General features: G+C 37.8%; 27 protein-coding genes and 1 other RNA gene. 5 read left to right on the top strand and 23 right to left on the bottom strand.

Annotated features, from left to right (window positions below; translation table 11 throughout):
• Positions 1 to 75 precede the first annotated feature (75 nt).
• The 3 genes from HCB45_RS07205 to HCB45_RS07195 are packed head-to-tail and all read right to left on the bottom strand — an operon-like array spanning position 76 to position 2,845.
• Positions 76 to 867, bottom strand: a complete 792-nt coding sequence (locus tag HCB45_RS07205; protein ID WP_185319843.1) for an ABC transporter ATP-binding protein — start codon at positions 865 to 867, stop codon at positions 76 to 78.
• Positions 864 to 1,874, bottom strand: coding sequence for a FecCD family ABC transporter permease (locus HCB45_RS07200; RefSeq protein ID WP_185319844.1), 1,011 nt, complete (start codon positions 1,872 to 1,874; stop codon positions 864 to 866). Before HCB45_RS07200 ends, HCB45_RS07205 begins: the two co-directional genes overlap by 4 nt.
• Positions 1,874 to 2,845, bottom strand: coding sequence for an ABC transporter substrate-binding protein (locus HCB45_RS07195; protein ID WP_185619429.1), 972 nt, complete (start codon positions 2,843 to 2,845; stop codon positions 1,874 to 1,876). Before HCB45_RS07195 ends, HCB45_RS07200 begins: the two co-directional genes overlap by 1 nt.
• 154 nt (positions 2,846 to 2,999) lie before the next feature.
• Between HCB45_RS07195 and HCB45_RS07190 the strand changes: the two genes are divergently transcribed.
• Both HCB45_RS07190 and HCB45_RS07185 read left to right on the top strand, forming a co-directional pair.
• On the top strand, positions 3,000 to 3,164 hold the full coding sequence (locus HCB45_RS07190; protein WP_185319846.1) for a hypothetical protein: 165 nt from the start codon (positions 3,000 to 3,002) through the stop codon (positions 3,162 to 3,164).
• A 132-nt stretch (positions 3,165 to 3,296) separates the two neighbouring features.
• Positions 3,297 to 4,055 carry an alpha/beta hydrolase gene (locus HCB45_RS07185; RefSeq protein ID WP_185319847.1) on the top strand — a complete coding sequence of 253 codons (759 nt, stop codon included), beginning with the start codon at positions 3,297 to 3,299 and terminating at the stop codon, positions 4,053 to 4,055.
• Positions 4,056 to 4,094: 39 nt separating this feature from the next.
• On the opposite strand, the gene gad is transcribed toward HCB45_RS07185, so the two are convergent.
• The gene (gene gad / locus HCB45_RS07180; RefSeq protein ID WP_185619427.1) at positions 4,095 to 5,498 is read right to left on the bottom strand and encodes a glutamate decarboxylase; all 1,404 of its coding nucleotides are present in this window, start codon (positions 5,496 to 5,498) and stop codon (positions 4,095 to 4,097) included.
• A 125-nt stretch (positions 5,499 to 5,623) separates the two neighbouring features.
• Here gad and HCB45_RS07175 point away from each other — a divergent pair, with 125 nt between their 5' ends.
• The gene (locus HCB45_RS07175; RefSeq protein ID WP_185619425.1) at positions 5,624 to 5,932 is read left to right on the top strand and encodes an SdpI family protein; all 309 of its coding nucleotides are present in this window, start codon (positions 5,624 to 5,626) and stop codon (positions 5,930 to 5,932) included.
• A gap of 59 nt (positions 5,933 to 5,991) precedes the next feature.
• Here the strand turns inward: HCB45_RS07175 and licT are convergent, their stop codons facing one another.
• Positions 5,992 to 6,849 (bottom strand): BglG family transcription antiterminator LicT, encoded by an 858-nt coding sequence (gene licT / locus HCB45_RS07170; RefSeq protein ID WP_185619423.1) that lies wholly within the window; start codon positions 6,847 to 6,849, stop codon positions 5,992 to 5,994.
• 268 nt (positions 6,850 to 7,117) lie between these two features.
• On the opposite strand from licT, the gene HCB45_RS07165 reads away from it, so the two are divergent.
• The gene (locus HCB45_RS07165) at positions 7,118 to 7,528 is read left to right on the top strand and encodes a VOC family protein (protein WP_185319850.1); all 411 of its coding nucleotides are present in this window, start codon (positions 7,118 to 7,120) and stop codon (positions 7,526 to 7,528) included.
• Between the two features lie 19 nt (positions 7,529 to 7,547).
• Here HCB45_RS07165 and HCB45_RS07160 read toward each other — a convergent pair whose 3' ends face one another.
• A complete protein-coding gene (locus tag HCB45_RS07160; RefSeq protein WP_185319851.1) occupies positions 7,548 to 8,060 on the bottom strand; it encodes a ClbS/DfsB family four-helix bundle protein in 513 nt (170 codons plus the stop codon).
• A 126-nt stretch (positions 8,061 to 8,186) separates the two neighbouring features.
• Between HCB45_RS07160 and HCB45_RS07155 the strand changes: the two genes are divergently transcribed.
• Positions 8,187 to 8,528 (top strand): YxeA family protein, encoded by a 342-nt coding sequence (locus HCB45_RS07155; RefSeq protein ID WP_185319852.1) that lies wholly within the window; start codon positions 8,187 to 8,189, stop codon positions 8,526 to 8,528.
• A gap of 31 nt (positions 8,529 to 8,559) precedes the next feature.
• Here HCB45_RS07155 and HCB45_RS07150 read toward each other — a convergent pair whose 3' ends face one another.
• From HCB45_RS07150 to gap, 17 genes are all read right to left on the bottom strand, one after another.
• Positions 8,560 to 8,943, bottom strand: coding sequence for a GyrI-like domain-containing protein (locus tag HCB45_RS07150; RefSeq protein WP_185319853.1), 384 nt, complete (start codon positions 8,941 to 8,943; stop codon positions 8,560 to 8,562).
• A gap of 54 nt (positions 8,944 to 8,997) precedes the next feature.
• Entirely contained in the window at positions 8,998 to 9,894 is an 897-nt protein-coding gene (locus HCB45_RS07145; RefSeq protein WP_185619421.1) for a helix-turn-helix transcriptional regulator, read from the bottom strand.
• 40 nt (positions 9,895 to 9,934) lie between these two features.
• Positions 9,935 to 10,504, bottom strand: coding sequence for a YdcF family protein (locus HCB45_RS07140; protein WP_185619419.1), 570 nt, complete (start codon positions 10,502 to 10,504; stop codon positions 9,935 to 9,937).
• A gap of 133 nt (positions 10,505 to 10,637) precedes the next feature.
• On the bottom strand, positions 10,638 to 10,961 hold the full coding sequence (locus HCB45_RS07135; RefSeq protein WP_185319856.1) for a hypothetical protein: 324 nt from the start codon (positions 10,959 to 10,961) through the stop codon (positions 10,638 to 10,640).
• 112 nt (positions 10,962 to 11,073) lie between these two features.
• Positions 11,074 to 11,443, bottom strand: a transfer-messenger RNA (tmRNA) gene (gene ssrA / locus HCB45_RS07130).
• A 197-nt stretch (positions 11,444 to 11,640) separates the two neighbouring features.
• Positions 11,641 to 12,105, bottom strand: coding sequence for an SsrA-binding protein SmpB (smpB, locus tag HCB45_RS07125; RefSeq protein ID WP_003723350.1), 465 nt, complete (start codon positions 12,103 to 12,105; stop codon positions 11,641 to 11,643).
• Between the two features lie 15 nt (positions 12,106 to 12,120).
• Positions 12,121 to 14,502: a ribonuclease R gene (gene rnr / locus HCB45_RS07120; protein WP_185619417.1), complete on the bottom strand. Its 2,382-nt coding sequence runs from the start codon at positions 14,500 to 14,502 to the stop codon at positions 12,121 to 12,123.
• 33 nt (positions 14,503 to 14,535) lie between these two features.
• Positions 14,536 to 15,282 (bottom strand): alpha/beta hydrolase, encoded by a 747-nt coding sequence (locus HCB45_RS07115; protein WP_185319858.1) that lies wholly within the window; start codon positions 15,280 to 15,282, stop codon positions 14,536 to 14,538.
• A 364-nt stretch (positions 15,283 to 15,646) separates the two neighbouring features.
• The gene (secG, locus tag HCB45_RS07110) at positions 15,647 to 15,880 is read right to left on the bottom strand and encodes a preprotein translocase subunit SecG (protein ID WP_003739713.1); all 234 of its coding nucleotides are present in this window, start codon (positions 15,878 to 15,880) and stop codon (positions 15,647 to 15,649) included.
• 89 nt (positions 15,881 to 15,969) lie between these two features.
• A complete protein-coding gene (locus tag HCB45_RS07105; protein ID WP_185619415.1) occupies positions 15,970 to 16,713 on the bottom strand; it encodes an alpha/beta hydrolase in 744 nt (247 codons plus the stop codon).
• Positions 16,714 to 16,895: 182 nt separating this feature from the next.
• Positions 16,896 to 17,615: an alpha/beta fold hydrolase gene (locus HCB45_RS07100; RefSeq protein ID WP_185619413.1), complete on the bottom strand. Its 720-nt coding sequence runs from the start codon at positions 17,613 to 17,615 to the stop codon at positions 16,896 to 16,898.
• A 124-nt stretch (positions 17,616 to 17,739) separates the two neighbouring features.
• On the bottom strand, positions 17,740 to 17,913 hold the full coding sequence (locus HCB45_RS07095) for a hypothetical protein (RefSeq protein WP_185319970.1): 174 nt from the start codon (positions 17,911 to 17,913) through the stop codon (positions 17,740 to 17,742).
• A 102-nt stretch (positions 17,914 to 18,015) separates the two neighbouring features.
• Positions 18,016 to 19,308, bottom strand: coding sequence for a phosphopyruvate hydratase (gene eno, locus HCB45_RS07090; protein WP_003727923.1), 1,293 nt, complete (start codon positions 19,306 to 19,308; stop codon positions 18,016 to 18,018).
• Between the two features lie 134 nt (positions 19,309 to 19,442).
• Positions 19,443 to 20,975: a 2,3-bisphosphoglycerate-independent phosphoglycerate mutase gene (gpmI, locus tag HCB45_RS07085; protein WP_185619410.1), complete on the bottom strand. Its 1,533-nt coding sequence runs from the start codon at positions 20,973 to 20,975 to the stop codon at positions 19,443 to 19,445.
• Between the two features lies 1 nt (position 20,976).
• Positions 20,977 to 21,732: a triose-phosphate isomerase gene (gene tpiA, locus HCB45_RS07080; protein WP_003726581.1), complete on the bottom strand. Its 756-nt coding sequence runs from the start codon at positions 21,730 to 21,732 to the stop codon at positions 20,977 to 20,979.
• A 45-nt stretch (positions 21,733 to 21,777) separates the two neighbouring features.
• Positions 21,778 to 22,968: a phosphoglycerate kinase gene (locus HCB45_RS07075; RefSeq protein ID WP_185319862.1), complete on the bottom strand. Its 1,191-nt coding sequence runs from the start codon at positions 22,966 to 22,968 to the stop codon at positions 21,778 to 21,780.
• A 135-nt stretch (positions 22,969 to 23,103) separates the two neighbouring features.
• A complete protein-coding gene (gene gap, locus HCB45_RS07070) occupies positions 23,104 to 24,114 on the bottom strand; it encodes a type I glyceraldehyde-3-phosphate dehydrogenase (RefSeq protein ID WP_003732485.1) in 1,011 nt (336 codons plus the stop codon).
• Positions 24,115 to 24,142 lie beyond the last annotated feature (28 nt).

Genomic DNA, 24,142 nt, shown 5'->3' with positions numbered 1-24,142 from the left:
CCTTCATCTATTATAATAAAGTTTCTCTTGGATAGGAAGCTTTTTCACCAAATTCTAATCTTCTTTCTGTTTTCTTTAATATTCAAATCTAGTCGAAGTAAGCGGGTGAATGTGCTGCTTCCCATCTTTTTCAGTAATATCTGCCGTAATATGAAAGACATTTCGCAAAAGCGCTGTTGTAAAAACTTCTTGAGGCGTACCATTTTTGACTAATTGCCCATTTTCGCAAACAAAAACATAATCACTGTAGATTGCAGCTTGATTTAAATCATGTAACACTAACACAATCGTTAAATTATATTCTTTATTTAAATGAACTAATAAATCTAAAAGTTCAAGTTGATGCGCAATATCTAAATAGGTTGTCGGCTCGTCAAGTAGTAAAATGGGTGTTTTTTGTGCAAGAGCCATTGCAAGCCATGCGCGTTGACGTTCACCACCAGATAACGAGTGAAGTGGTCGATACGCTAAATCTTCTAAGTTACACACTTTAATTGCCCACTGAATAACCGCCTCATCATCTTCTTGTAATGTAGAGAGCCAACTTCTATGCGGTAAGCGTCCATAAGCTACCAAGTCATGCACCATCACATCGACTAAACCTTCAGGCGCTTGAGATAGCATTGTCATTTTCTTTGCTAAATCTTTAGAAGGAATATCCGTAATATTTTTTTCACCAAGCAAAACTTCTCCGCTATCAGGCGTCAAAAGGCGCATCATCAAACGAAGCATAGTTGATTTACCTGAACCATTTGGACCGATAAGTGTCGTGATTTTACCTTCTGGAATTTGTGCATTCACGTCTTTCATTTCAAAATCTCTTTTGCGTGAGAAAGAAACATTTTTTAGTTCTAATGCAGGTTTCATGAAGCAACCCTCCCTCTTTGAAGTAGGAATAAGAAGAATGGCGCGCCAATCATCGCAAGCAAAATCCCAACCGGAAGCTCAATTGACCCAAACCAACTTCTAGCCGCTGTATCAGCAAAACCGACTAATAGTGCGCCACCTAAGGCAGATAATGGCAGTAAATATTTGTAGTCATTGCCGATAATCAAACGGAAAATATGTGGCACAACAAGCCCCACAAAGCCAATTAATCCAGCCACACTAACCGCAACACCGCTTAGAAATGCTGCTAACATGATAATGAAAAAACGATGTCGTTCGACTGAAAAGCCTAGTAATTTTGCTGCATCGTCCCCAAGTAGCAACACATTAGAAGAGCGAATCGCAAAACCACTTAAAACAAAACCAACCAACATATAAGGCCAAATCATATCCAAGTGATACCAACTTTTCCCAGAAAGCGTTCCTGTCATCCAAGAAATAACACTTTGTACCCGGTTACTATAAAGCACCATAACACCAGAAGTCATTGCGCCAATAAATGCATTGATAGCAACACCGGATAAAATGACGCGTAAAGGAGAAACGCCACGATCCCACGCTAATAAATAAATTAAAATTGCTGTACCAAAAGCTCCTAAAAATGCGCCAATTGGAACAAAAGAAGCCAAAGCAGGAAAAGCTAACGTCATTAAAATTGCTACAAAGCCTCCGCCAGCTGAAACTCCAATCACACCTGGGTCAGCTAGTGGATTCCGCATCACACCTTGGAGCAAGCAACCTGCTATTGCAAGTGCAGCACCTACTAAGAACGCAATCAATAATCGTGGTAATCGCAAATTCCAAATCAATTGATTCGCAAGGTCACTTCCGCCACCAGTTAAAGTTTGCCAAGCGTCACTATATGTAATTTTCACGGATCCTGTTGTCAGTCCGTAGAAAAAAGCTAAAATAAGTAAAACAATCACTACAATAAAAGTTATCCGTCTACGTCTTCGCCGCGGATCATGCGCCCTCACAGTTGTCATTAGTTAGCCACCTTATTTATCTCATCTGTCATATAATCCAATGCTTGATCAATTTTTATTCCGGGATTTGTTCCGAACAGTTCTGCTGGAAGTACGACAATATGATCATTTTTAACAGCACTTGTTGAATTCCAAGCTTCATTTTGTTTCATTTCTTTCTTGAATGCTGTTTCTGTTTCTTTTTCGTCCCCACCGTGAATCATTAAGAAAATTACTTCTGGATCGGCTGCAACAATTTTTTCAACGTTCATCGAAGCATATTGCGGAAAATTTTCCACTCCTTTAAAATCTTTCGCCACATTTTCTCCGCCAGCAATTTCTAAAACATTTCCACTTAAAGAAGATGGAAGCGCTGCGTAGTTACTTCCAGGAGCCCCAAGTACTAATAAAGCACGTACTTTTTTACCTTGTTGTTTTTGCTTTACTTCTGCTACTTTTTTATCAATATTTGCTTCTAGCTCTTTTGCTTTTGTTTCTTTACCTAAAAGCTTGCCAAGAACGGCTGTCTGTTTTTTTATTTCATCGATTGAATTTGCTCCAGTTAAAACAACTTTCGGCCCGACGCCTTCCATTGCTGGTACATCTTTTAAGTTTTGTTCTGAACTTGCGACAATAGCATCTGCCCCAAGAGAAGCAATTTTCTCTAAGTTTAAATCATGCGTATTGCCCACTTCTGTCGCTTTTTTGGCACCATCTGGAACACCACTTGCATCTGTTGTTTGACGACCAACTACTGTCCCCCCAAGCGCATAAATAATATTCATATCTGCATTTGTAAGCGCAATAATCCGTTCTGGTTTTTTATCAAAAGAAACATCACGACCAGCCATATCAGTTACCTCTAAGGCTACTTGCGATTTATTTTCTGTTTTTACTTTTTCATTATTCGTATCAGTTGCAGTATCATTTCCACACGATGCAAGGAGTAGTGCGGCTGTTATACTTAACGTCAATATAGTTATTTTCTTCATAATTCCCTCCACAACACTGTCCATTTCATTTTACTAAATTATAACACGATATTCAAAAAGTCGGACCCCTAATTGAGAATTATTTTCATCTATATCTAATTTGTCGATATTTTTATGCTAATCCTTTATAATTAAATCAAGGAGGCGATGAAAAATGACTGATAATCTTTTTCCAAATCTAACGCATGAAAATTGCAAAGAAACGATGCCCCCAGTCACAACAGAACAATTCAAAGAAGCAGCCATTCTAGAAAAGAATCGCAAGCTTGAAGAAATTTTGAACATTGTGGATAAAAAGAAACCTAGTATTAAAAAATAACGAGGACCTGTTCGCGCAGGTTCTTTCTTTAAATTCTAATTCCGAGTTAACTCATAAGATAAGTTGTATTTATTTTATTTCATTAAAAAATCATGTATACTAGAAAAAAAGACACGACAGGAGGCCTTTAGATTGGCTATTTTAGAACTAAATTTTAAATCAGAATGTTTAGCCATGCAAACGAGTGTAACGGTAATTTTACCCGAAACAGAAACACTTTATCATGGTTCAATTCCTAAATATAAAACATTATATATTTTGCACGGCTTGTCGAACAACCATACTACTTACGTCCGCAATACAAATATTGAACGATATGCTACCGAAAAAGGGCTCGCTGTCATCATGCCCGCAGCAGACCATAGTTTCTATTCTAACATGGTTCATGGTCGCGATTTTTTCCAATTTGTCAGTACTGAACTTCCTCACGTGATGAAAAACTGGTTTCCACTTTCGGATAAAAAAGAAGATACTTTCATTGCTGGACATTCAATGGGTGGTTACGGTGCGTTCAAAGTTGCACTTACTTTCCCAGAAAAATTCCAAGCAGCTGCAAGTATGTCCGGCGTCATGGACATTAATTATATTATTAAAGAAGATTGCTTCGAAAATTTCAGCACACGTGCCATCACTGGAGAAATGGCTAGCCAAACTGGTACGGAAAATGATTTATTCCATTTATTAGAAACTAATCTAACGAACCACATAGAGTTACCAGCTCTTTTCCAAAATTGTGGTACGGAAGATTTTCTTTATGAAGACAATATTCGTTTCCGTGATTTTGCGCTTGCCAAAAACGCTCCACTAGAATATCGCGAAGGTCCTGGTGACCATGATTGGGATTTTTGGGATAAAAGCCTAAAAGAAATTATCGACTGGCTTCCACTTTAATAAAAAGAAGACTTGGACTCACATCCAAGTCTTCTTTTTTTAATGCGTAAACCCGTAAGAATCGTTTCGCTCCTTATCATGATAAAGTACTCTTGCATGTTCTAAATTGTGGAGTGCATCCGCGAAATCAGCTGCAAATTCTTCCGCTACATTATAACCTAAGTCCGCCCGGCAAACAAACCGCTGAATAATCGTATCACTTAAATCAGCCGGCAGCGGATAAGCCGGAACTTGCCAACCTTTCATAAGAAGCTGGTCCGCAAGATCATAGAGTGTCCATTCAACATCAAGGCCATCTTTCAACTTATAACAGACAATCGGCAAATTAGAGCCATCATTAATAATTTCAAAGTAGCCACTTTTTTCTACCGTTTTTGAAAGATATAGCGCTGTTTTCTTTGTTTTTTCGTGAATTTCTCGGTAGCCTTCAAAACCATAACGCAAAAAATTATAATATTGACCAATAATTTGACTAGCACTACGCGAAAAATTAATCGCCATGGTTGGCATTGAACCACCTAAATAACTCACCTCAAAAATAAGTTCTTTTGGTAAATATTCTTTATCTTTCCATAAAATCCAGCCAACACCCGGATAAACTAAGCCATATTTATGACCAGAAGTATTAATTGAAACAACATTTTTAAGTCGGAAATCCCATGGTAATTCTGGATTTACAAATGGAGTAAACATTGCGCCACTTGCCCCGTCGATATGGATTACTAATTGATGTTCGTTTGCTTCATTATAAGCTTCTACTTTTTCATCTAATAAAGCAATATCATCAAATTTTCCTGTGTAAGTAATACCTAAAATCCCAACGATACCAATTGTATACTCATCCACTAACTCAAATACCTTCTCCACATCAAGGCTAAGATACTCTTTAGTCATTGGTACGACACGCATATCAACATCCCAGTATACACAGAATTTTTCCCAACACACTTGATAACCTGATGAAATAATTAAATTTGGTCGTTTCGCTTGAATATCTAGACCACGTTTTTCTGCATTATTACGCCAGCGAAACTTCATTGCAAGACCGCCGAGCATGCACGCTTCCGAAGAACCAACAGTAGAAGTTCCTAGATAAGACATATCTTTTGGTGCATTCCATAAATCCGCTAAAATATTAACACAGCGATTTTCTAGTTCTGCTGTTTGTGGATACTCAGATTTGTCGATAGCATTTTTCTCCAGTGTTTCTGCCATCAATATTTCAGCTTCTTTTTCCATATATGTCTGACAAAAAGTCGCCAAATTCTGTCTCGCATTTCCTTCATCCATCAGCTGATCTTTCACTAATTGGTAAGCAATGCGTGGTTCCATTGGTTCCTTTTTTAATACGTATTTCGGGATACTAGTACTTTCTTCTTCAGATCCAAAGAGCGGGATTCGATAACTTTCATGTTTTCGCTTGTCGTTTTCGCTATAAAGCATCTTTTTTCCTCCTTTAAAATAACTGATCATCTCTTTCACCAATACCCATTAAAACAAATAGGCAAACCGTTCAATTTTTCACAAGAATTTGTTATACTACGATGGTAGCTTGAAGGAGGTTTATTATGTTTGATTTACTTTTCCCGCTTTTATTAATTATTATTGGCATTATTTATAGAATTAATCCGCCAAAAAAGAAAAACGGACGCTTTAGTTACCGGACGAAGGCTTCTTTAAAAAACGATGCCACTTGGAAAAAAGCTCATCGATTGCTTGGTACTTACTGGATAATCATTGGCGTATTAATTCTAGTTTTTTCAATTGTACTCGCATTTATCCCAATGTATGCCATGATTCGTAGCTCCATTTTATTAACTACTAGTGTTTTTGCTGTGTTATTTTCGGTCATATTAGTAGAGAAAAAATTACAATAAAAAAAGCACCACGATAAGCGGTACTTTTCTGTAATCCATTACATATAAGTCCAAAAAAATTATTCTTCTTCTTTTGCAATTGTGTTTCTTTCAGTAACGCGGTAAATATGAATTGCGAGGTAGACACGTTCATCTCTTGTTAATTCCGTATGATGCGTATTAATCAGATATGCATCAATTTTTTTCGTACAATTAAAAGCTTCTGGATACTTAATTTGCACTTGTTCATATAAAAAGTCATCGCCGGAATCGACAATTTCTTTTCGAAGCAAACGTTGTGCAAAATACTGTAAGTGAGTAATAAAACGTGTATAGTTTAGTGAAGTTTCATCCAAAACCATACCATAATGATACGTGACAATGCTTAAAATATCTTGAACAATTTGGGTCATCGCAACTGTCATATGCATTTGTTGTCCGTCTTGTCTCGCATTTACAATATGAAGCGCAATAAATCCAGCCTCATCTTCATCCAAACTAATCCCTACTTCTTTCTCAATAAAATCAAGTGCCTTCATTCCAACTAAATACTCTGCGTGATAAAATCGTTTTATTTCCCACAATAGTGCATTTTTCAAGTTGATACCTTGATTATACCGTGATACTGCAAAATTAATATGGTCTGTAAGAGTTAAATAGATATTATCACTTAAGTCTGTTTCAAGTGTTTCTTGCGCGTACTGGACAACATCATCCGCGATACGTAAATGTTTCAGCGGAATCTCACTAAGTAATTCTGAAAGCTTTTCTGAAAGTTCATGTGTTTCCATTACAAATGTTTTTTCAATCTTGGATACCTCCACCTCATCTCCAAGTTTCTTTTGAAAAGCAAGACCACGGCCCATCACTACAGACTCCTTGCCACTTTTACCCTCGGCGATTACAACATTGTTATTCAGTATTTTTTTGATAATCATGCATTTTCACCTCTTTCAAAAGAAAAAAACCCAAACTAATTCCAATGCTATTAATATCAAAATAGCACTTGAATTAATCTAGGTTTTGCCTGCCTCAGCAGTAACAATCCTATGCTTTTCTCTAACATTATAGTACAAAAAGAAACCGATTACAAGTGGTTTTTTGATATTCAATTTTTGGCTTACTTTATATCTTCCCTACTTTACCACAACTTATTCATTGACATGTAGTTTTCTGCATGCTATTTTTGGCTGGAGGTGATAAATTATGGCAACACGTTCGGAACAAATTTTTATTAATTTGCCTGTAAAAGATTTACAAGCAACTGTCGCTTTTTTCACGGAACTTGGCTACGAATTTAACCCTCAATTCACAGACGAAAATGCTACCCAAATGCTCATCGGGGAAAATATTTTCGCCATGCTCTTGAAAGAAGATTTCTTCCAGACTTTCCATAAAGAAGGCATCGCTGACACATCAAAAGTACGCGAAGTTCTCATCACCATCACCCAAGATAGCCGCCAAGCTGTCGACAAACTTGTTGATCATGCTTTTGAAATTGGCGCTAAACAAGCTGGCGAAACACAAGACTACGATTTCATGTATAGCAGAAGTTTTCTTGATTTAGACAACCATCTTTGGGAAATTGCTTATTTAGACGAATCCGCGTTACAATAAAATAAAAAGCCGCTGGAATTTATTTGATTCCAGCGGCTTTCTTAAATTTCCGTATTTTTTTAATCGCCCAGTCGTAATGACTAGATGTACTTGAAATAAAAATAGCTCCAAGTGACGTTGAATTCGTCCATTTATAATATTTTTTTGTAAACAGCTCTTCATCCAAATGTTCCGCAATTAAAACCATTTCTTTATTGTGAGTTTCATCTAGCAATTCCCTCGCTTGCGCTAAATCAGTCCCTTGGTATTTTTGCCAAATGACCAAATTAAGCTCTGGTGTCGTTTTCCATGTATAACCTTCTGCCGGCATAAATGGCTTCTTTCCGCTCATCCCAACCTCATACCACCCCAGCGCCATCTTATGCCATTCATGCAAATGCACCACCACGTCCCGAATATTCTTATCCCGGTCTTCAAACGGAAACATCATCTGTTGCTTTTCTTTTGGAATAGAGTTGATTAAATCATTCAACTGTTGATACTTTTCCGCACTTTTTTGAAGTAGCTCTTCTTTATTTTTTGGTCTTGTCATCAAATGTTACTCCTTTCTAACAAATATGTAAGCTTAAACCACTGATTTTGTTACCTTTTACGAGGGAATCAAGTCCTTTTCTTCGTTAAAATAAACGTAAGAACTCTGAAAAGGATGGTTTAAACAATGAAAAAAATAATTCTACTCATTATTAGCGTAATACTTCTAGGTGGTATCGCTTTTGGCGTGTACTATTTAAATAGTGGAAATAAAATAGGTGCTGAGCAACTGTATGTTAAAATCACAAAAGATGGCGAAGAAGGCAACGAAAGAGGTTTCAATTACTCATACACAATGCCTGCCTATGACAAAGATGGCGCTTTAAAAGAAGTTTCTTTCAAAGCAGATAAAAACTTGCGCAAAGGAGCTTACTTAAAGCTATATTATAAAAAATTAAAAGGCGTGACTTCTTTTGAAGAAGTTTCCGAAAAAGAAGTCCCAGCTAAAGCAGTAGAAAACCTTAAATAATCAAGAAATCTCCTCCTTATGAGGGGATTTTTTATATCGATATATATATGTCTATCTTCCCATTCGTATGATACCATTCGAAATCCGTTTTGTATGTTCGTTTTAATTTGCTATCTTGCGCCCAAATCCGCTGCCACGCTTCCTCCACACCTTTATGACTCGCATTATCTACAGAAAATACCAGATATTCTCCGGCTTCAATTACTACGCTTCTCTCTTCATCCCAGCCTTTTGTGCCTACCAACAAATCATAGTCACCTTTATAATCACTGGCATAATTACTATATACTGCAAAAATATCTCCAGTAGGTTTATCCGCCATTATCTCGCCCCACAGTTCTGCAATCGGGCTAAAATTTTCGTTGTTTGCACGTATCTCTTTTCCAAAAATCACTTTATTTTCTTGTAAAATCATTATTTGCCGCCTCCTTTAAAACCATTATAGCGAACTAAACTTGACAGCTATCTGTCAACAATTCAAATTAAAATAAAGTTTTTCCACTTCGGCTTTATATTCTTTTTGTAGTGAATCCGGTTCTAAAATCTTCACCGCACTTCCAAACATCAATAAAAACGGGATAATGTTCCGCTCAGGATCATATTGAAACGTTACACGAACTAAATCTATCTCAATTTGCATTTCTTCTAACAAAAAGTAATCCAATAATTTTCCAAGCTGGTTTTTCGGAAACTCTAAAACAATTTTTTTTGTTACTTCAACTTGTTTTTGGTCTTCTTTTATTTTCATACTAGTTTTACTCGTTTCTTTCAAAGTCGTTATTCTTGTTAATTTAAAGTGGCGAATGGCTGCTCTTTTGTGACAGTATGCTTCTAAATACCAGCTGCCATCCATTAAGTTTAATTTTTGAGGTGAAATTTCTCGTTTTGTCTCTGCTCCGTCCATCGCAATATATGTTATATCTAGCTGTTTTTTCATTGTAAAAGCTTTTTGAATATAGGCGATTTTTCGTTTTACTTCCGCCTCGATTTGTTTGCGATGTTGTGTCGCTGAATCAAAGAAAATATAATTGCTAGTTGGTTTTTCTGTTTGTAATAAAGTGATTTTTTCTCGTAAAGTTTCTTGTCTATCATTTAACATAAATTCCGAACGCGCCTCTAGTGCTTCAAGCAAAATCCGCTTCTCTTCCTCAGAAAAAGTAAACGTTGCTAGTTTATATGTATCAAGCATCGTAAATCCGCCATTTTTTCCTGGTAAAGCAACGACTGGAAATCCGGCATAGAGTAATGTATCCATATCACGATAAATCGTCCGTGTACTTACTTCAAATTTTTCAGCCAGCTCACTTGCTAGTACTTTTCGCTCTAAAATCATTACAAGTATTGCTAAAATCCGCTCTAGTTTCATCCCAAAACCTCCAGCTCTTTTAGCCTTATTATAGCATGTATTAGCGGTCAAAAACCCACCCATAAGTGATGGATAAAACTTCTCGCATCATTCCTTTGTATTTAGCAAATGTCCGCGATTTTGCTGGAAGACCGGTTGCATCAATCCCTTGACGTTTTGCTAGCATTAATGCCCTATACATATGATAGTCACTTGTCACAATCACTGTTTTTCCTAAATCAAATGTCGCATTACTATATTTAATATTTTCTTCTGTTCTTTTAGATTTGGTTTCCTGCTTAATCCGGTTCCTAGCAATTCCCTCGTTAACTAAATATTCTTCCATAATTGAAGCTTCTGTTGCACTTTCATCCGCCCCCTGACCACCACTAACAATCACTTTTGCTTTTGGATATTCATTCAAATAAGCAACAGCCGCATCCAACCTTTCTTGCAAAACTAACGAGGGGCTAGCCGGATTTCCGTTTATTTTCGCACCTAAAATAAGTACCGTTTTTACATTTTCACCCGGTTTAGCTTTCGTCCCACTGAACATAAACGTCGCAACAATCAATACATATATAAATCCAATTACAATAAAAATAACGAAAATTTTCCTTAGACCTCTCATCTAGTTCGTCCTCTCTTTACTTCTTTAATAATAGCTTAGCAGAAAATTGTAAATAAAAGAGAAAGAAATAATCAAGTTAAGGGAAATTAAAAAAACATCCCAAAACTGTTTTGGGATGTTTACCTTTGAATTATTAGTTTCTATTAAAAAAATACTCATATGCAGCTAATTCCATTTGTCCATTTTGCACTAATTCATTTTCATCTTCATCATATAAAGTATAATCAGTTTGTTCGAGATCCCCTAATGAAGTAGCGCCATCTAATGCAGATAATAAAGTAAAACAAAGGTCACTTAAAGCTATATCAAGAACTTTATTTAATTTTTCTTTTTGTTTAGCAGTTAATTCCATGGTATTTATTTGATTACTAACTTCACTATTTTGATTTTCAAAGTATACTCTCAATAAATTGTCTTTTTCTTTATGAACGTTTTTTACAAATTCTTCTGTACTCATTGATAACCTCTCTATAATGTCACTTTATTTTCAGCGTTAACCTTGGAGTTTAAATGTTTCTAATAAAAAAAGCTATAAACAGTTTTATACAGCCATTCATAACTTTTTTATTTTATGGAGATGGTGGGAGTCGAACCCACGTCCAGAAATATCGGCACTTGAATATCTACGAGTGTAGTCACCGTATTAGCATTTCGCATAAACATCGGCCCGGTAACAGGCTTCCATTCAGCTAGTCTGATTAAGCTCTTCTATTTAACCCCAGACGGAGATTAACTAGTGTAGCCCACTTAGAGTGAGACCCTTACCGTAGCACATGGGCGATGCACGGAGGATCAGCTATGCTACTGCTTATTAGGCAGCGAAAGCTAGGTTTTGTTTTTCTTTGCCAGTTATTATTGGCTTTGACGTTGATAACGAGGACGATCCCCCCGACTCGCAACTCAAGCTCGAACTATCCCTGTCGAATCCGTAACATCCCCAGGATTAGAGCTAACATTTGTTATTATACAGGAAAAAACAAGGCTTTACAAATAGAAAAACATATAGTAAATGCGATTCTTTTATAAAAAATATATTACGATATTCTCGGCAAAATCTAAACCTGTTACTGAATTAAAAAGGCAAGAGCTAAACCTAGTTTATCTAACTAAGTGTTACATAACTAGGTTTAGGCATTTTATTGTTGGCGCTCTTTAAATGCACGTTCAATATCACGTTTTGCTTCTTTTTGTTTTAAATCTTGGCGTTTATCGTATTTCTTTTTACCTCGAGCCACACCGATGAGTACTTTTGCGTAGCCGTCTTTAATATACATTTTTAGTGGAACAATCGAATAACCCGACTCTTTCGTTTCTCCAATTAAGCGGCTAATTTGCTTCTTATGTAAAAGCAACTTGCGCGTCCTTAGTGGATCATGGTTGTAGCGGTTCCCTTGTTCATATGGACTAATATGCATATTGTGTAAGAAAATTTCCCCTTTGTCGATACGTGCATAGGAATCTTTTAAGTTTACCCGTGCGTTTCTAACGGATTTAATTTCAGTACCTTGTAGGACAATGCCAGCCTCAAAAGTTTCTTCAATTGCGTAATCGTGGCGCGCTTTTTTATTTTGCGCGACTAGTTTACCATCACCTTTTGGCATAACTCCCCATCCTTTCTAGCGACGTTTTTTCTTTTTCGGGCTTTCTTTTGCTACACCTTGATAAAAAGGTTTTTTCTTCTTTTTCTTCTTAGGTTTTGTATACCATTCGTCTTCTTTACGTTCTGATTTTGGTTTCGTATCATCTGATTTTCCAGTTCTGCGCTTATTACGATTATTTTTTGAACTACTCTTGAAGTTTCTAGTTTTATCAATCGGTTTTTCGCGTTGGCGTTTTTGTTTGTCGCTCACTGGACCAGGTTTACCTTCACTACGGAGCGCAAAATCTATTTCACGTGCATCCACATCAACTTTAGTTACTTCTACTTCCACTTCATCACCGATACGATAAATTTGACCCGTTCTTTCGCCAATCATCGCTAACTGATTTTGATGGAATTTGAAATAATCGCCTTTCATTGCACTCACATGGACAAGACCTTCAATCGTTGTCGGTAGCTCGATAAATAAGCCAAAATTGGTTACCGAACTAATGATTCCGATGAAACGTTCGCCCACTTTGTCGACCATGAATTCCGTTTTCTTCAGTTCGTCTGTTTCGCGTTCTGCTTCTACGGCACGTCGCTCCATTTTCGAGCTATGTTCAGCAATCTCAGGAAGCTCCTCAGCGCGTTTTTCTAATGTTTCCGGACGAACATCGCCGTTAATTAAATACTCTCTAATCAACCTGTGAACGATTAAATCTGGGTAACGACGAATCGGCGAGGTGAAATGAGTATAAAAATCAGTAGACAAACCAAAGTGTCCGGCGCTCACTGTATCATACTTCGCTTGTTGCATCGAACGCAGCATAACAGTAGAAACAACCATTTCTTCTGGTTTACCTTTTACTTCTTCTAGTACTTGTTGTAAAGCAGCTGGGTGAATATCGTTAGCTGTTCCTTTCACAATCAAGCCAAAGTTCGTAATGAATTCAAAGAAACGAGCTAATTTATCTTCTTTTGGATCTTCATGGATACGATAAATAAATGGTACATCCATCCAGTGGAAATGTTCTGCGACTGTTTCATTGGCAGCAAGCATAAATTCTTCAATCAAATGCTCTCCCGCTGAACGTTCGCGCATAACGACTGCTTCTGGATGACCTTCTTCATCAACAACTACACGTGCTTCTTTAAAATCAAAATCAATCGCGCCACGTTTTTCACGTTTATGGCGAAGGATTTCAGCCAAATGCTGCATTGCTTCAAGCATCGGAACAATTGGCGCATATTTTTCACGCAACGCTTCGTCTTTTTCAACTAAAATATCATTTACATCCGTATACGTCATACGTTCCGTAGTTTTAATAATACTTTCAAAAATTTCGTGGTTAACCACATGACCTTCTTGATCAATTTCCATTTCACAACTCATGGTAAAACGGTCAACTTGCGGATTAAGCGAGCAAATTCCATTCGATAGTCTATGTGGCAACATCGGAATTACCCGGTCAACCAAATAAACACTCGTTCCACGGTCTTGCGCTTCTTTATCAAGTGGCGAGCCTTCTGTTACATAATGCGTTACGTCTGCAATATGAACGCCTAGCTTCCAGTTGCCGTTCGGAAGTTGCTTAACAGTAACAGCATCATCTAAATCCTTAGCGTCTGCCCCGTCAATCGTAATAATCATTTGATCGCGCAAGTCACGACGATTGCCAATATCTGAATCATCAACCACATCAGGTGCTTTACTTACTTGCTCCATTACTTCTTCCGGGAATCCAATTGAAATACCATGTTTATGAATAATTGATAAAATATCCACTCCTGGGTCATTGCGGTGACCGATAATAGACTTAACTACCCCTTTTGCACGCGCATGGCCAGTTGCATATTCTGTCAATTCAACGATAACTTTATGTCCATCAACTGGTTTTAAACCGTCCTCTAAATCAATTTCCACTTCACCGAAAAGTCGCTTATCATCTGGCATCACAATCGGAGTACCAGCTAAGTCTTCCATATAAGTTCCGACGATTTGCGTTGTCTTCCGTTCGACAATTTTCTTAATCGTACCTTCTGCCAAATTATCGCCTTTACGTTTCGTAATCGTCGCAAAAACTAAGTCCCCATTCATTGCGTCTTTTACTTCATTTGGCGGGATAAAAATATCGTCCATTTCCTTTTCTTCTGGGAGAACAAAGCCAAAACCTCGTTCATGTGCGCGAAATGTTCCTTTTACTAAGTCCATTTTTTCTGGTAATGCATACCGATTCTTCCTTGAGCGGACAATAGTTCCGGAATCTTCCAGTTTTACTAAAGCTTTCACCATTAATTTAAAGTCATCCGCATTGTTTAAAGCTATTTCTATTTCTAAATCTTCTAGCGCAAACGTTTTATCAGGCGCCGAAGTTAGTAAATTCATAATTTTTTCTTCCATTTGTTTTTGTTCCACTTCTGTCCCTCCTCTCTCTGTTTTAAAAGTTGTTTATTCTAGCCAATCTAAACTATCTAAAAATGTTAAAACGGCTTGGTTTACGTCTTTTCTTTCTTTGTCTAATGTGATGACATGACCAGATTCTTTAAACCAGTGTAATTCTTTCTTTGTTGATTCTACTGTATCATAAATTAGCTGTGCTCCGCTCACATCAACCATGTCATCTTTTTCACCTTGAATGACCATAATTGGTGCATAAATCATATCTATTTCAGCCACAACACCATTAATTTCATCTTTTAATTTAGCAATGGTATTCATTGGGGCATCTTTATAAGCAACCATTTCTGCATCGATTTGTTCAGGTGTTTTACCTTCTAATTTTTTATAATTACGTACATAATCTAAAAAGCCTTGAATTATTGGTGATGAACTGTCCATCCTTGTTGGGGTACTCATGGCTATAATTCCCTTTAACGGCCTAGAAAAACCTAATTTTAATGAAAAAAGTCCACCGAGTGAAAGTCCTGCTACAGCAATTTCGGTATAACCAAGAGATTTTAGATGGTCATATGCCGCAAGAACATCTTCCCACCAGTCGTTTGGCCCCGTTTTCAAGAGTAGGTCAGGAGATACACCGTGGCCTCTGTATTGAGGGGCGTAGCAAGTGTAATTGTTTTCTTGTAAAAACCTACCTAATATTCTTACATCCGCTGAGCTACCTGTAAAACCGTGTAAGAGTAACACTGCTCTTTTACCTTTTTCAAATAAAAATGGTTGTGGTGGTGTTATTTTCATAATAAATATCGCTCCTTGGTTCTTTTTGGAGTTTTGGTTGTTCTGAGGTGGATGTTATTTTTGTTGGAGTTCTAAGGGATTTACTAAATTAATGTTTTGTGCACCCCTTTTTGGGGTGTTCGTCCACTTTTTTTAATGGAAACAACGCTCCACTTCGTTATGCCTTGTATTGGAGTTCTAGGGGATTTGTTGTATTTAGTAATTTGTTCGCCTCTTTTTGGGTTGTTCGTCCACTTTTTTTAATGGAAACAACGCTCCACTTTGTTACGCCTTGTATTGGAGTTCTAGGGAAGCGGAATACGCTTCTTTAGAACTCCAATAATAAAAAACCACCTAAATTTTCATTCAGGTGGTTAACATCTCGTTACTGTACAAAGTATGCCAGTGCAATTAGTATTGCGAAGAAAACAATGGATAGAACGATGGTTGTACGATGTAGAATAAGTTCTAGTCCTCTTGCTTTTTGCTTACCGAATAATTGCTCAGCTCCACCAGAAATGGCACCGGATAAGCCAGCACTTTTACCTGGTTGAAGTATGATAACTGTAATTAACAGTACTGATACGATGATGAGTAAGACCGTTAAAACTGTACTCATTGTTCTTTCCTCCTAAAACCGCCCAATTTGACTAAGGTTAATTTTACCATATTTGGTATTATACGTAAAGGTTTGTTTCTATACAATAATCAAACAACTTTTTCCTCGAGCCAAACTAAATCGTCTAAGAAGTAAATCAAGTCTTCTTCTAAAATATCTTTTTCACAGTCGTTCACAATATCGTGACCTGAACCTGCATAGAAACATAGTTGTTTGTCATTTGTATGAATGTGCTTAAAGATATAGTTGGCATTATCTGCATCGATTTCTTCGTCTTGGCAGCCTTGGCCAATCATTGTTGGTACATGGATTTTCTCAATGTCGCTTGCTACATTTTTGTAGAAAGTAGCACGTGCTTCCGTCATTACATCAATTTCAGGAAGATAGTTTTTTAACATTTGATTCGCTTCTTGTTCTACTATACCTTGTTTCTTTAATTGTTTAGTTAAATAGTTTTCGATTGGGATATAGCGCATTTTGCGGTTTACGTTGGCGCAGAGTGGAACAATCGCTTTTGGTGAAAACGATTCTGCCATTTTAAGCGCAAAAACACCGCCCATTGCCACACCGACAATTGCAATTTCATTATATCCGTCTTTTTCAAGTTGACGATATCCAGCCACCGCATCTTCATACCACATTTCCGGTGTTGTTTTCAAGAAAATAGCGGGTTCATCCCCGTGACCTCTGAAGTTTGGTGCATGTACTGTGTATCCATTTTCTGCTAGAGTTTCTCCAAGTTCTCTTACGTCTTCTGTAGTCCCTGCAAAGCCATGCAAGAGCAAAACAGCACGATTTCCCGCTTTTAACGTAAAGCTACGATCCGCACTCATTTTTACGCAATCCTCCTAATATCATCACTTTTATAATCCACTCCATTGTAGCCCATCTGAACTAAATAAGCTACCTTTTGAGTTCTGACCAATAGACCAATATTAACGCTATCCAAAGAACTTGTCAAATACTTTTTTCTCAACTACCAAACATGTTGGTACTAAAGGGATTTAAGGTGATTCTATTTGTGAATTCCCGCGCTTAAATCAGAAAAAAAAGTATGAATTAATTGTAACAATTGTTTTGGCTTTTGTTTAGGTAAATAATGAAGACCATTTCTGACAATTGCCATTTTGCCGTGCTGAACAGAATGCACCATTTTTTTCGTATCTTTAGAAGAAATCAAATCATATTCGCCAACAACTGCCAAAAGTGGTGCGGTTATTCTTTTCAAATCTGCTTCAGACATATGTGGATGATAAATTGTTAAAGCAAGTTGTTGTTTCATTCGGTCGAAAAAACGGCTAAATGGCGCTAATAGAACGGCAGAACCATAAGCAACTCGGCAAAATAAATCTGGCAAAAAGCGAATTTGGTTTACATGGTAATTTGTACCGATAACAACAGAGGCAATTTGACGATGTGGCTGCATTTTTCCCATTACAAGAGCAACAATCCCTCCATCACTATATCCGACAATTTTATATTTATCAATTTTCAAAAAATCGAGTAATGAAAGCATATCAAGCGCCATTATTTCAAAATCAAGTGGCATATTGCCCGCATCGCTCCTACCGTGAGCACGACTATCTACTGCAATCACTTGGTGGTCAAGCGATAAATCATCAATAATTCGCTTTAAGGAACGGTGACTTTGACCATTACCGTGAATAAGAAGAATCGGTTCGCCAGTCCCGTAAATTTGATAAAACAAGTTAATTCCATTGATTTTTGTTATCATAAAGCATTTCTCCTTGCGCGAGACTTTTAATACTCTTATTTTACATCTGATTATACTTGATTTCATATAAAAATGCTTCTAATAAAATACGCCTGATTCTAACATTGTAGAATCAGGCGCGCAATTATTTCATAAGTCTACGATGGAACTGTTGTTGCGGCACATCTGCATCAATAATTTTCTTTGGTACAGAGCGCTTTTCGGCTATGGGGTGGCTTTTTTCATGCACCACTGCGTCTTTGATTTTTGGAGTTTCGAGCACTTTTGAGGCCTGACTATTTTTTACTTTCATCAGCATTACCTCCTCTTCCAACTCATTACCCCCTCCTGTTATTTCAAAACAGAAAAAACACCACGAAAATTTTACTTTTCGCGGTGTTTAGCGTTTTATTCAATCAACTTATTTTTTCAAGTTGTAGAAAGTGTCGTTACCATGATATTCAGCAAGATCAGCCAAATTGTCTTCGATGCGGAGTAATTGGTTATATTTTGCAACACGGTCAGTACGAGTAGGCGCACCAGTTTTGATTTGACCAGCGTTTGTAGCTACAGCAATGTCAGCGATTGTGGAATCTTCTGTTTCACCAGAACGGTGAGAGATAACTGCAGTGTAACCAGCGCGTTTAGCCATTTCAATTGCATCCAATGTTTCAGTCAAAGTACCGATTTGGTTAACTTTGATTAGGATGGAGTTAGCGATACCTTTTTCGATACCTTCTTTAAGTTTAGTTGTGTTAGTTACAAATAGATCGTCACCTACTAATTGAACGCGGTCACCAATACGTTCTGTAAGTAGTTTGAATCCGTCCCAGTCATTTTCGTCTAAGCCATCTTCAATAGAGATGATTGGGTATTTAGTAATCATTTCTTCATACCAAGTTACCATTTCTTCAGAAGTACGAGTTACGCCTTCACCTTTAAGTTCGTATTTACCAGTTTCGCGGTTATAGAACTCACTTGATGCAGCATCCATCGCAAGTTTAACTTCTTCGCCAGGTTTGTAACCAGCATCTTTAATTGCTTGCATGATTGTTTCAAGAGCTTCTTCGTTGGATTTAAGGTTTGGAGCGAATCCACCTTCATCACCAACACCAGTGTTTAAGCCTTTACCTTTAAGAACAGCTTTAAGTGCGTGTAGGATTTCAGCACCCATACGTAGAGCTTCTTTAAAGTTTGGAGCTCCAACAGGCATTACCATAAATTCTTGAACGTCGACATTGTTATCAGCATGTTCTCCGCCGTTAAGGATGTTCATCATTGGAACTGGAAGAACTTTACCGTTCACTCCGCCAAGATATTCATATAAATGTACGCCTAGTTCGTCAGCAGCAGCACGAGCAGCAGCTAAAGAAACACCAAGAATAGCGTTAGCACCTAATTTACCTTTGTTAGGTGTACCATCAAGTTCGATCATTGCTTTGTCAATTCCGATTTGGTCAGTTACGTCAAAACCGATAATTTTGTCAGCAATAATGTCGTTTACGTTTTCAACAGCTTTTAAAACACCTTTTCCAAGGTAACGAGCTTTGTCGCCATCGCGTAATTCTACAGCTTCGTATTCACCAGTTGAAGCACCACTTGGAACTAAAGCGCGACCAAACGCACCAGCTTCAGTATAAACTTCAACCTCAACAGTTGGGTTACCACGGGAATCTAAGACTTCGCGAGCATAAACTTCAGTAATAATAGACATTTATAATTCTCTCCTTTGTTGGGATTAATTGAACGAAATGAATAGGACATTCACTTCAAATCAAAGACCCATCCGTTTTTAAATTCGTATTTATTGTAGCTCTGTTTGCAAAAAAACTAAAGTAATAACTAAAATTATTTTTGAATTAAACTTTCACCTGTCATTTCGGCAGGTTTTTTAACGCCAAGTAAATCAAGCATAGTTGGCGCAACGTCAGCTAGACGACCACCTTCACGAAGCGTTACACCTTTTTTTGTTACAATTACTGGAACTGGAACAGTAGTGTGCGCAGTGTGCGGTTTTCCTTCTGGAGTAGACATTGTTTCAGAGTTACCATGGTCAGCAAAGATAATAGCTGATCCACCTTTTTCTAAAATAAGGTCTACTACACGACCAAGATTTTCATCTACTGCTTCGATTGCTTTAATAGTTGGCTCAAGCATACCTGAGTGCCCAACCATATCTGGGTTTGCGAAGTTTAAGATGATCGCATCGTGTTTGTCGTTTTTAATGTCTTCAACAAGTGCATCTGTTACTTCATATGCGCTCATTTCAGGTTGCAAATCGTATGTTTCTACTTTTGGCGAATTGATTAGAATCCGGTTTTCACCAGGGAATTCTTCATTTCGTCCACCATTCATAAAGAATGTTACGTGTGGATATTTTTCTGTTTCAGCGATACGCAGTTGCGAAAGGCCTTCATTAGAAAGTACTTCGCCGATAACATTTTTCATTTCAATTGGCTCAAAAGCAACTTCTGCATCAATGCTTGGGTTGTAAAGAGTCATTGTAACGAATTTGATGTTTTTAGGGTGGTTAGCCCCGCGGTCGAAATGATCCCATTCTTTATCAGTGAATGCATTAGAAAGTTGAATCGCACGGTCCGGACGGAAATTGAAGAAAATAACTGCATCGTTGTCTTTGACTGTTGCAACAGGTTCGCCATCTTTAGTAATGATAGCAGGAACAACGAATTCATCATTTTTGTCATTCGCATAAGAAGCTTTGACAAGTTCGATTGGATCTTCAAATTTTTCACCTTCAGCGCTGACGATTGCTTTGTAAGCTTTTTCAACACGTTCCCAGCGTTTATCACGATCCATCGCGTAGAAACGTCCAGAAACAGTAGCAATTGCACCATAGTTTAAATCACTAATAGCTTTTTGTAGTGTTTCTAAATATTCTAGTGAAGATTGTGGAGCCACGTCACGTCCATCAAGGAATGCATGGATATAAACGTTTTTCACGCCTTTATCTTTCGCAGTTTCTAAAAGTGCAACGAGGTGATTAATGTGACTATGCACGCCGCCGTCTGATAGTAAACCGAAAAGATGTAGGTCCGAGTTGTTTTCTTTTGTATGTGTGAAGGCATTGTTTAGGGCTTTGTTCTCTTGGAATTCGCCTTCTTCAATAGCTTTGTCAATACGAGTTAAGCTTTGGTAGACAATACGTCCAGCCCCGATGTTTGTATGGCCAACTTCAGAGTTACCCATTTGGCCTTCAGGAAGACCAACATCAAGGCCGGCAGCTTTAAGTTCCCCGTGAGGAAAATTAGCCCAATAACGGTCGAAATTTGGTTTGTTTGCTTGAGCTACAGCATTACCTACTGTTTCTGCACGTTTACCAAAACCATCGAGGATAATAATTGCTACAGGTGATTTACTCATTTTATTTTACTGCCTCCAATAATGCTAAGAACGATGCTGGTTCTAAGCTTGCTCCACCTACAAGAGCGCCGTCAATGTCGGACTCTGCAAGATAATCAGCAATGTTTTCAGGTTTTACGCTACCACCGTATTGAATACGAACTGCGTCTGCTGCTTTTTGAGATACAGCGTCAGCAACTTCTGCACGAATAACTGCACAAGTTTCGTTTGCATCAGCACTTGTAGAAGATTTCCCAGTACCGATTGCCCAGATTGGTTCGTAAGCAATAACAGATTTGATTACTTGTTCTTCCGTTAAACCAGCAAGCGCTGCACGGATTTGACCACGTACCCAAGTATCTGTTTGACCAGCTTCACGTTGATCTAATGTTTCACCACAGCAAATGATTGGTGTCATGCCGTGTTTGAAGATTGCGTGTGCTTTTTTGTTAATATCTTCGTCTGTTTCGTGGAAGTACTCACGACGTTCAGAGTGTCCAATAATAACATAAGATACACCTAAGTCAGCAAGTGCAAACGGGCTAATTTCGCCAGTGAAAGCACCTTCGTCTTCAAAATAACAGTTTTGTGCAGCTACGCGAAGATTAGTTCCTTCAGTAAGACGAACTAATTCTTGTAAAAATAGAGCCGGTGCAGCTACTACTGATTCAACAGCATCGCTTGATGGCACGTTATTTTTTACGTCTTCTGCAAATTGTCCTGCTTTTGCAGCAGTTTTGTTCATTTTCCAGTTACCAGCAATAATTGGTTTACGCATTTGGATAAACATCCTCTCGATATTAAAAATTATTTTTGGTTCAGCTTATTTGTCGCTAATAGAAGCAACACCAGGAAGCTCTTTACCTTCAAGATATTCTAAAGATGCACCGCCACCAGTGGAAATATGTGTGAATTTGTCAGCAAAACCTAAGTCCATAGCTGCTGCTGCGGAATCCCCACCACCGATGATTGTTGTTGCATCCGTTAAGTTTGCAATAGCTTCACAAACGCCAATTGTACCTTTAGCAAAGTTGCTAAGTTCAAATACGCCCATTGGACCATTCCATACTACTGTTTTAGCACCTTGAAGTTCTTTTGTGAATAAGTCAATTGTAGCTTGACCAATATCTAGTCCCATTTCATCAGCTGGAATGCTATCTGCACTCACTGTATGGAAAGGAGCATCGTTACTGAATTCTTTAGATACAACTGCATCAACTGGTAATACTAGTTTATCGCCAGCTTTTTCAAGTAAACCTTTAGCAAGTTCAACTTTATCTGCTTCTAGAAGAGATTTACCAATTTCTTGACCTTGAGCTGCCATGAAAGTGAAAGTCATTCCGCCACCGACAAGTACTTTGTCTGCTTTTGTAAGTAAGTTTTCGATAACACCGATTTTGTCAGAAACTTTAGCGCCACCTAGGATTGCTACTAGTGGGCGTGTTGGATTATCAACTACACCACCGATGAATTTAATTTCTTTTTCCATCAAAAATCCGGCCGCTGATTCTAGGTTAGAAGCGATTCCAACGTTAGACGCGTGCGCACGGTGAGCAGTACCGAAAGCGTCATTTACGAAAACGTCGCCAAGACTAGCCCAGTATTTTCCAAGTTCTGGATCGTTTTTGCTTTCTTTTTTACCATCAATATCTTCAAAACGTGTATTTTCAAAAAGAAGTACTTCGCCGTCTTTTAACTCATCAATTGCTTTTTCAAGTTCTGGACCACGAGTAGTTGGAACAAATTTCACTTCTTTTCCAAGTAATTCGCTTAAACGAGCGGCTACTGGACGAAGAGATTTTCCTTCTTTATCTTCTTCTGTTTTTACTTTTCCAAGGTGAGAAAATAGAATTGCTTTACCGTTTTGTTCTAAGATGTACTCAATTGTTGGAAGTGCGGCAACAATACGGTTGTCGTTAGTGATTTTGCCGTCTTTCATTGGCACGTTAAAGTCAACACGAACTAAAACTTTTTTGTCTTTTAAATCTAAATCAGTTACAACTTTTTTAGCCATTTAAAGTTCCTCCATTAATTTTAAAGGATTGGGGTCGCCCCCCGTTATTTCAGAAAATAAGCGGAAACAATAGTGTCTCCGCTTATTCTTGTTATTGCTGAAGTAACAAGCACTTCAGTAAAATTAATCTAGCAATTATTTAGCGATTTTTGCAAAGTATTCTAAAGTACGTACTAATTGAGCAGTGTAGCTCATTTCGTTATCATACCAAGCAACAGTTTTAACTAATTGTTGATCGCCAACTGTAAGCACTTTTGTTTGAGTTTCGTCAAATAATGAACCGAAAGTCATACCTTTGATGTCAGAAGAAACAACTTGGTCACTAGTGTAACCGAATGTTTCTGGATCAGAAGCTGCTTCCATAGCTGCATTTACTTCATCAACAGTAACTTTTTTATCAAGAACTGTTACTAATTCAGTAAGGGAACCAGTTGGAACTGGAACACGTTGAGCAGCTCCGTCTAATTTACCTTTAAGTGTTGGTAATACTTCACCGATAGCTTTAGCAGCACCAGTTGTATTAGGGATAATATTTTCGGCAGCAGCACGTGCACGACGGAAGTCACCTTTTGGATGTGGAGCATCTAATGTATTTTGATCACCAGTGTAAGCGTGAATTGTAGTCATTAGACCTTCAACAACACCAAATTTGTCTTCTAAAACTTTAGCCATAGGAGCTAAACAGTTAGTAGTACAGCTTGCGCCAGAGATAACTGTTTCAGTTCCGTCTAATGTTTCATGGTTTACATTGTAAACGATTGTTTTCATGTCGCCAGTTGCTGGAGCGGAGATAACAACTTTTTTAGCGCCAGCTTTAATGTGTAATTCAGCTTTGTCTTGCGCTGTGAAGAAACCAGTACATTCTAGAACGATATCTACTCCTAGGTCGCCCCATGGAAGTTCTTCTGGGTTACGGTTAGCTAATACTTTAACTTCTTTACCGTTTACTTTGAAGAAACCATCATGTACTTCTACTTCACCGTCAAAACGGCCTTGAGTTGTATCATATTTTAACAGGTGAGCTAACATTTTAGCGTCTGTTAAGTCATTGATTGCAACAACTTCAATTCCTTCCACATTTTGAATACGACGGAATGCTAGACGTCCGATACGTCCAAAACCATTAATACCAACTTTAACTGTCATAAGTCAATTTCCTCCTTGAAAATAGTGT

It is taken from the genome of Listeria farberi (assembly GCF_014229245.1).
GTDB classification, from domain to species: Bacteria; Bacillota; Bacilli; order Lactobacillales; family Listeriaceae; genus Listeria; species Listeria farberi.
The sequence above is the reverse complement of the archived record's forward strand: the minus strand, read 5'-3'. Positions and strand labels throughout refer to the sequence as shown.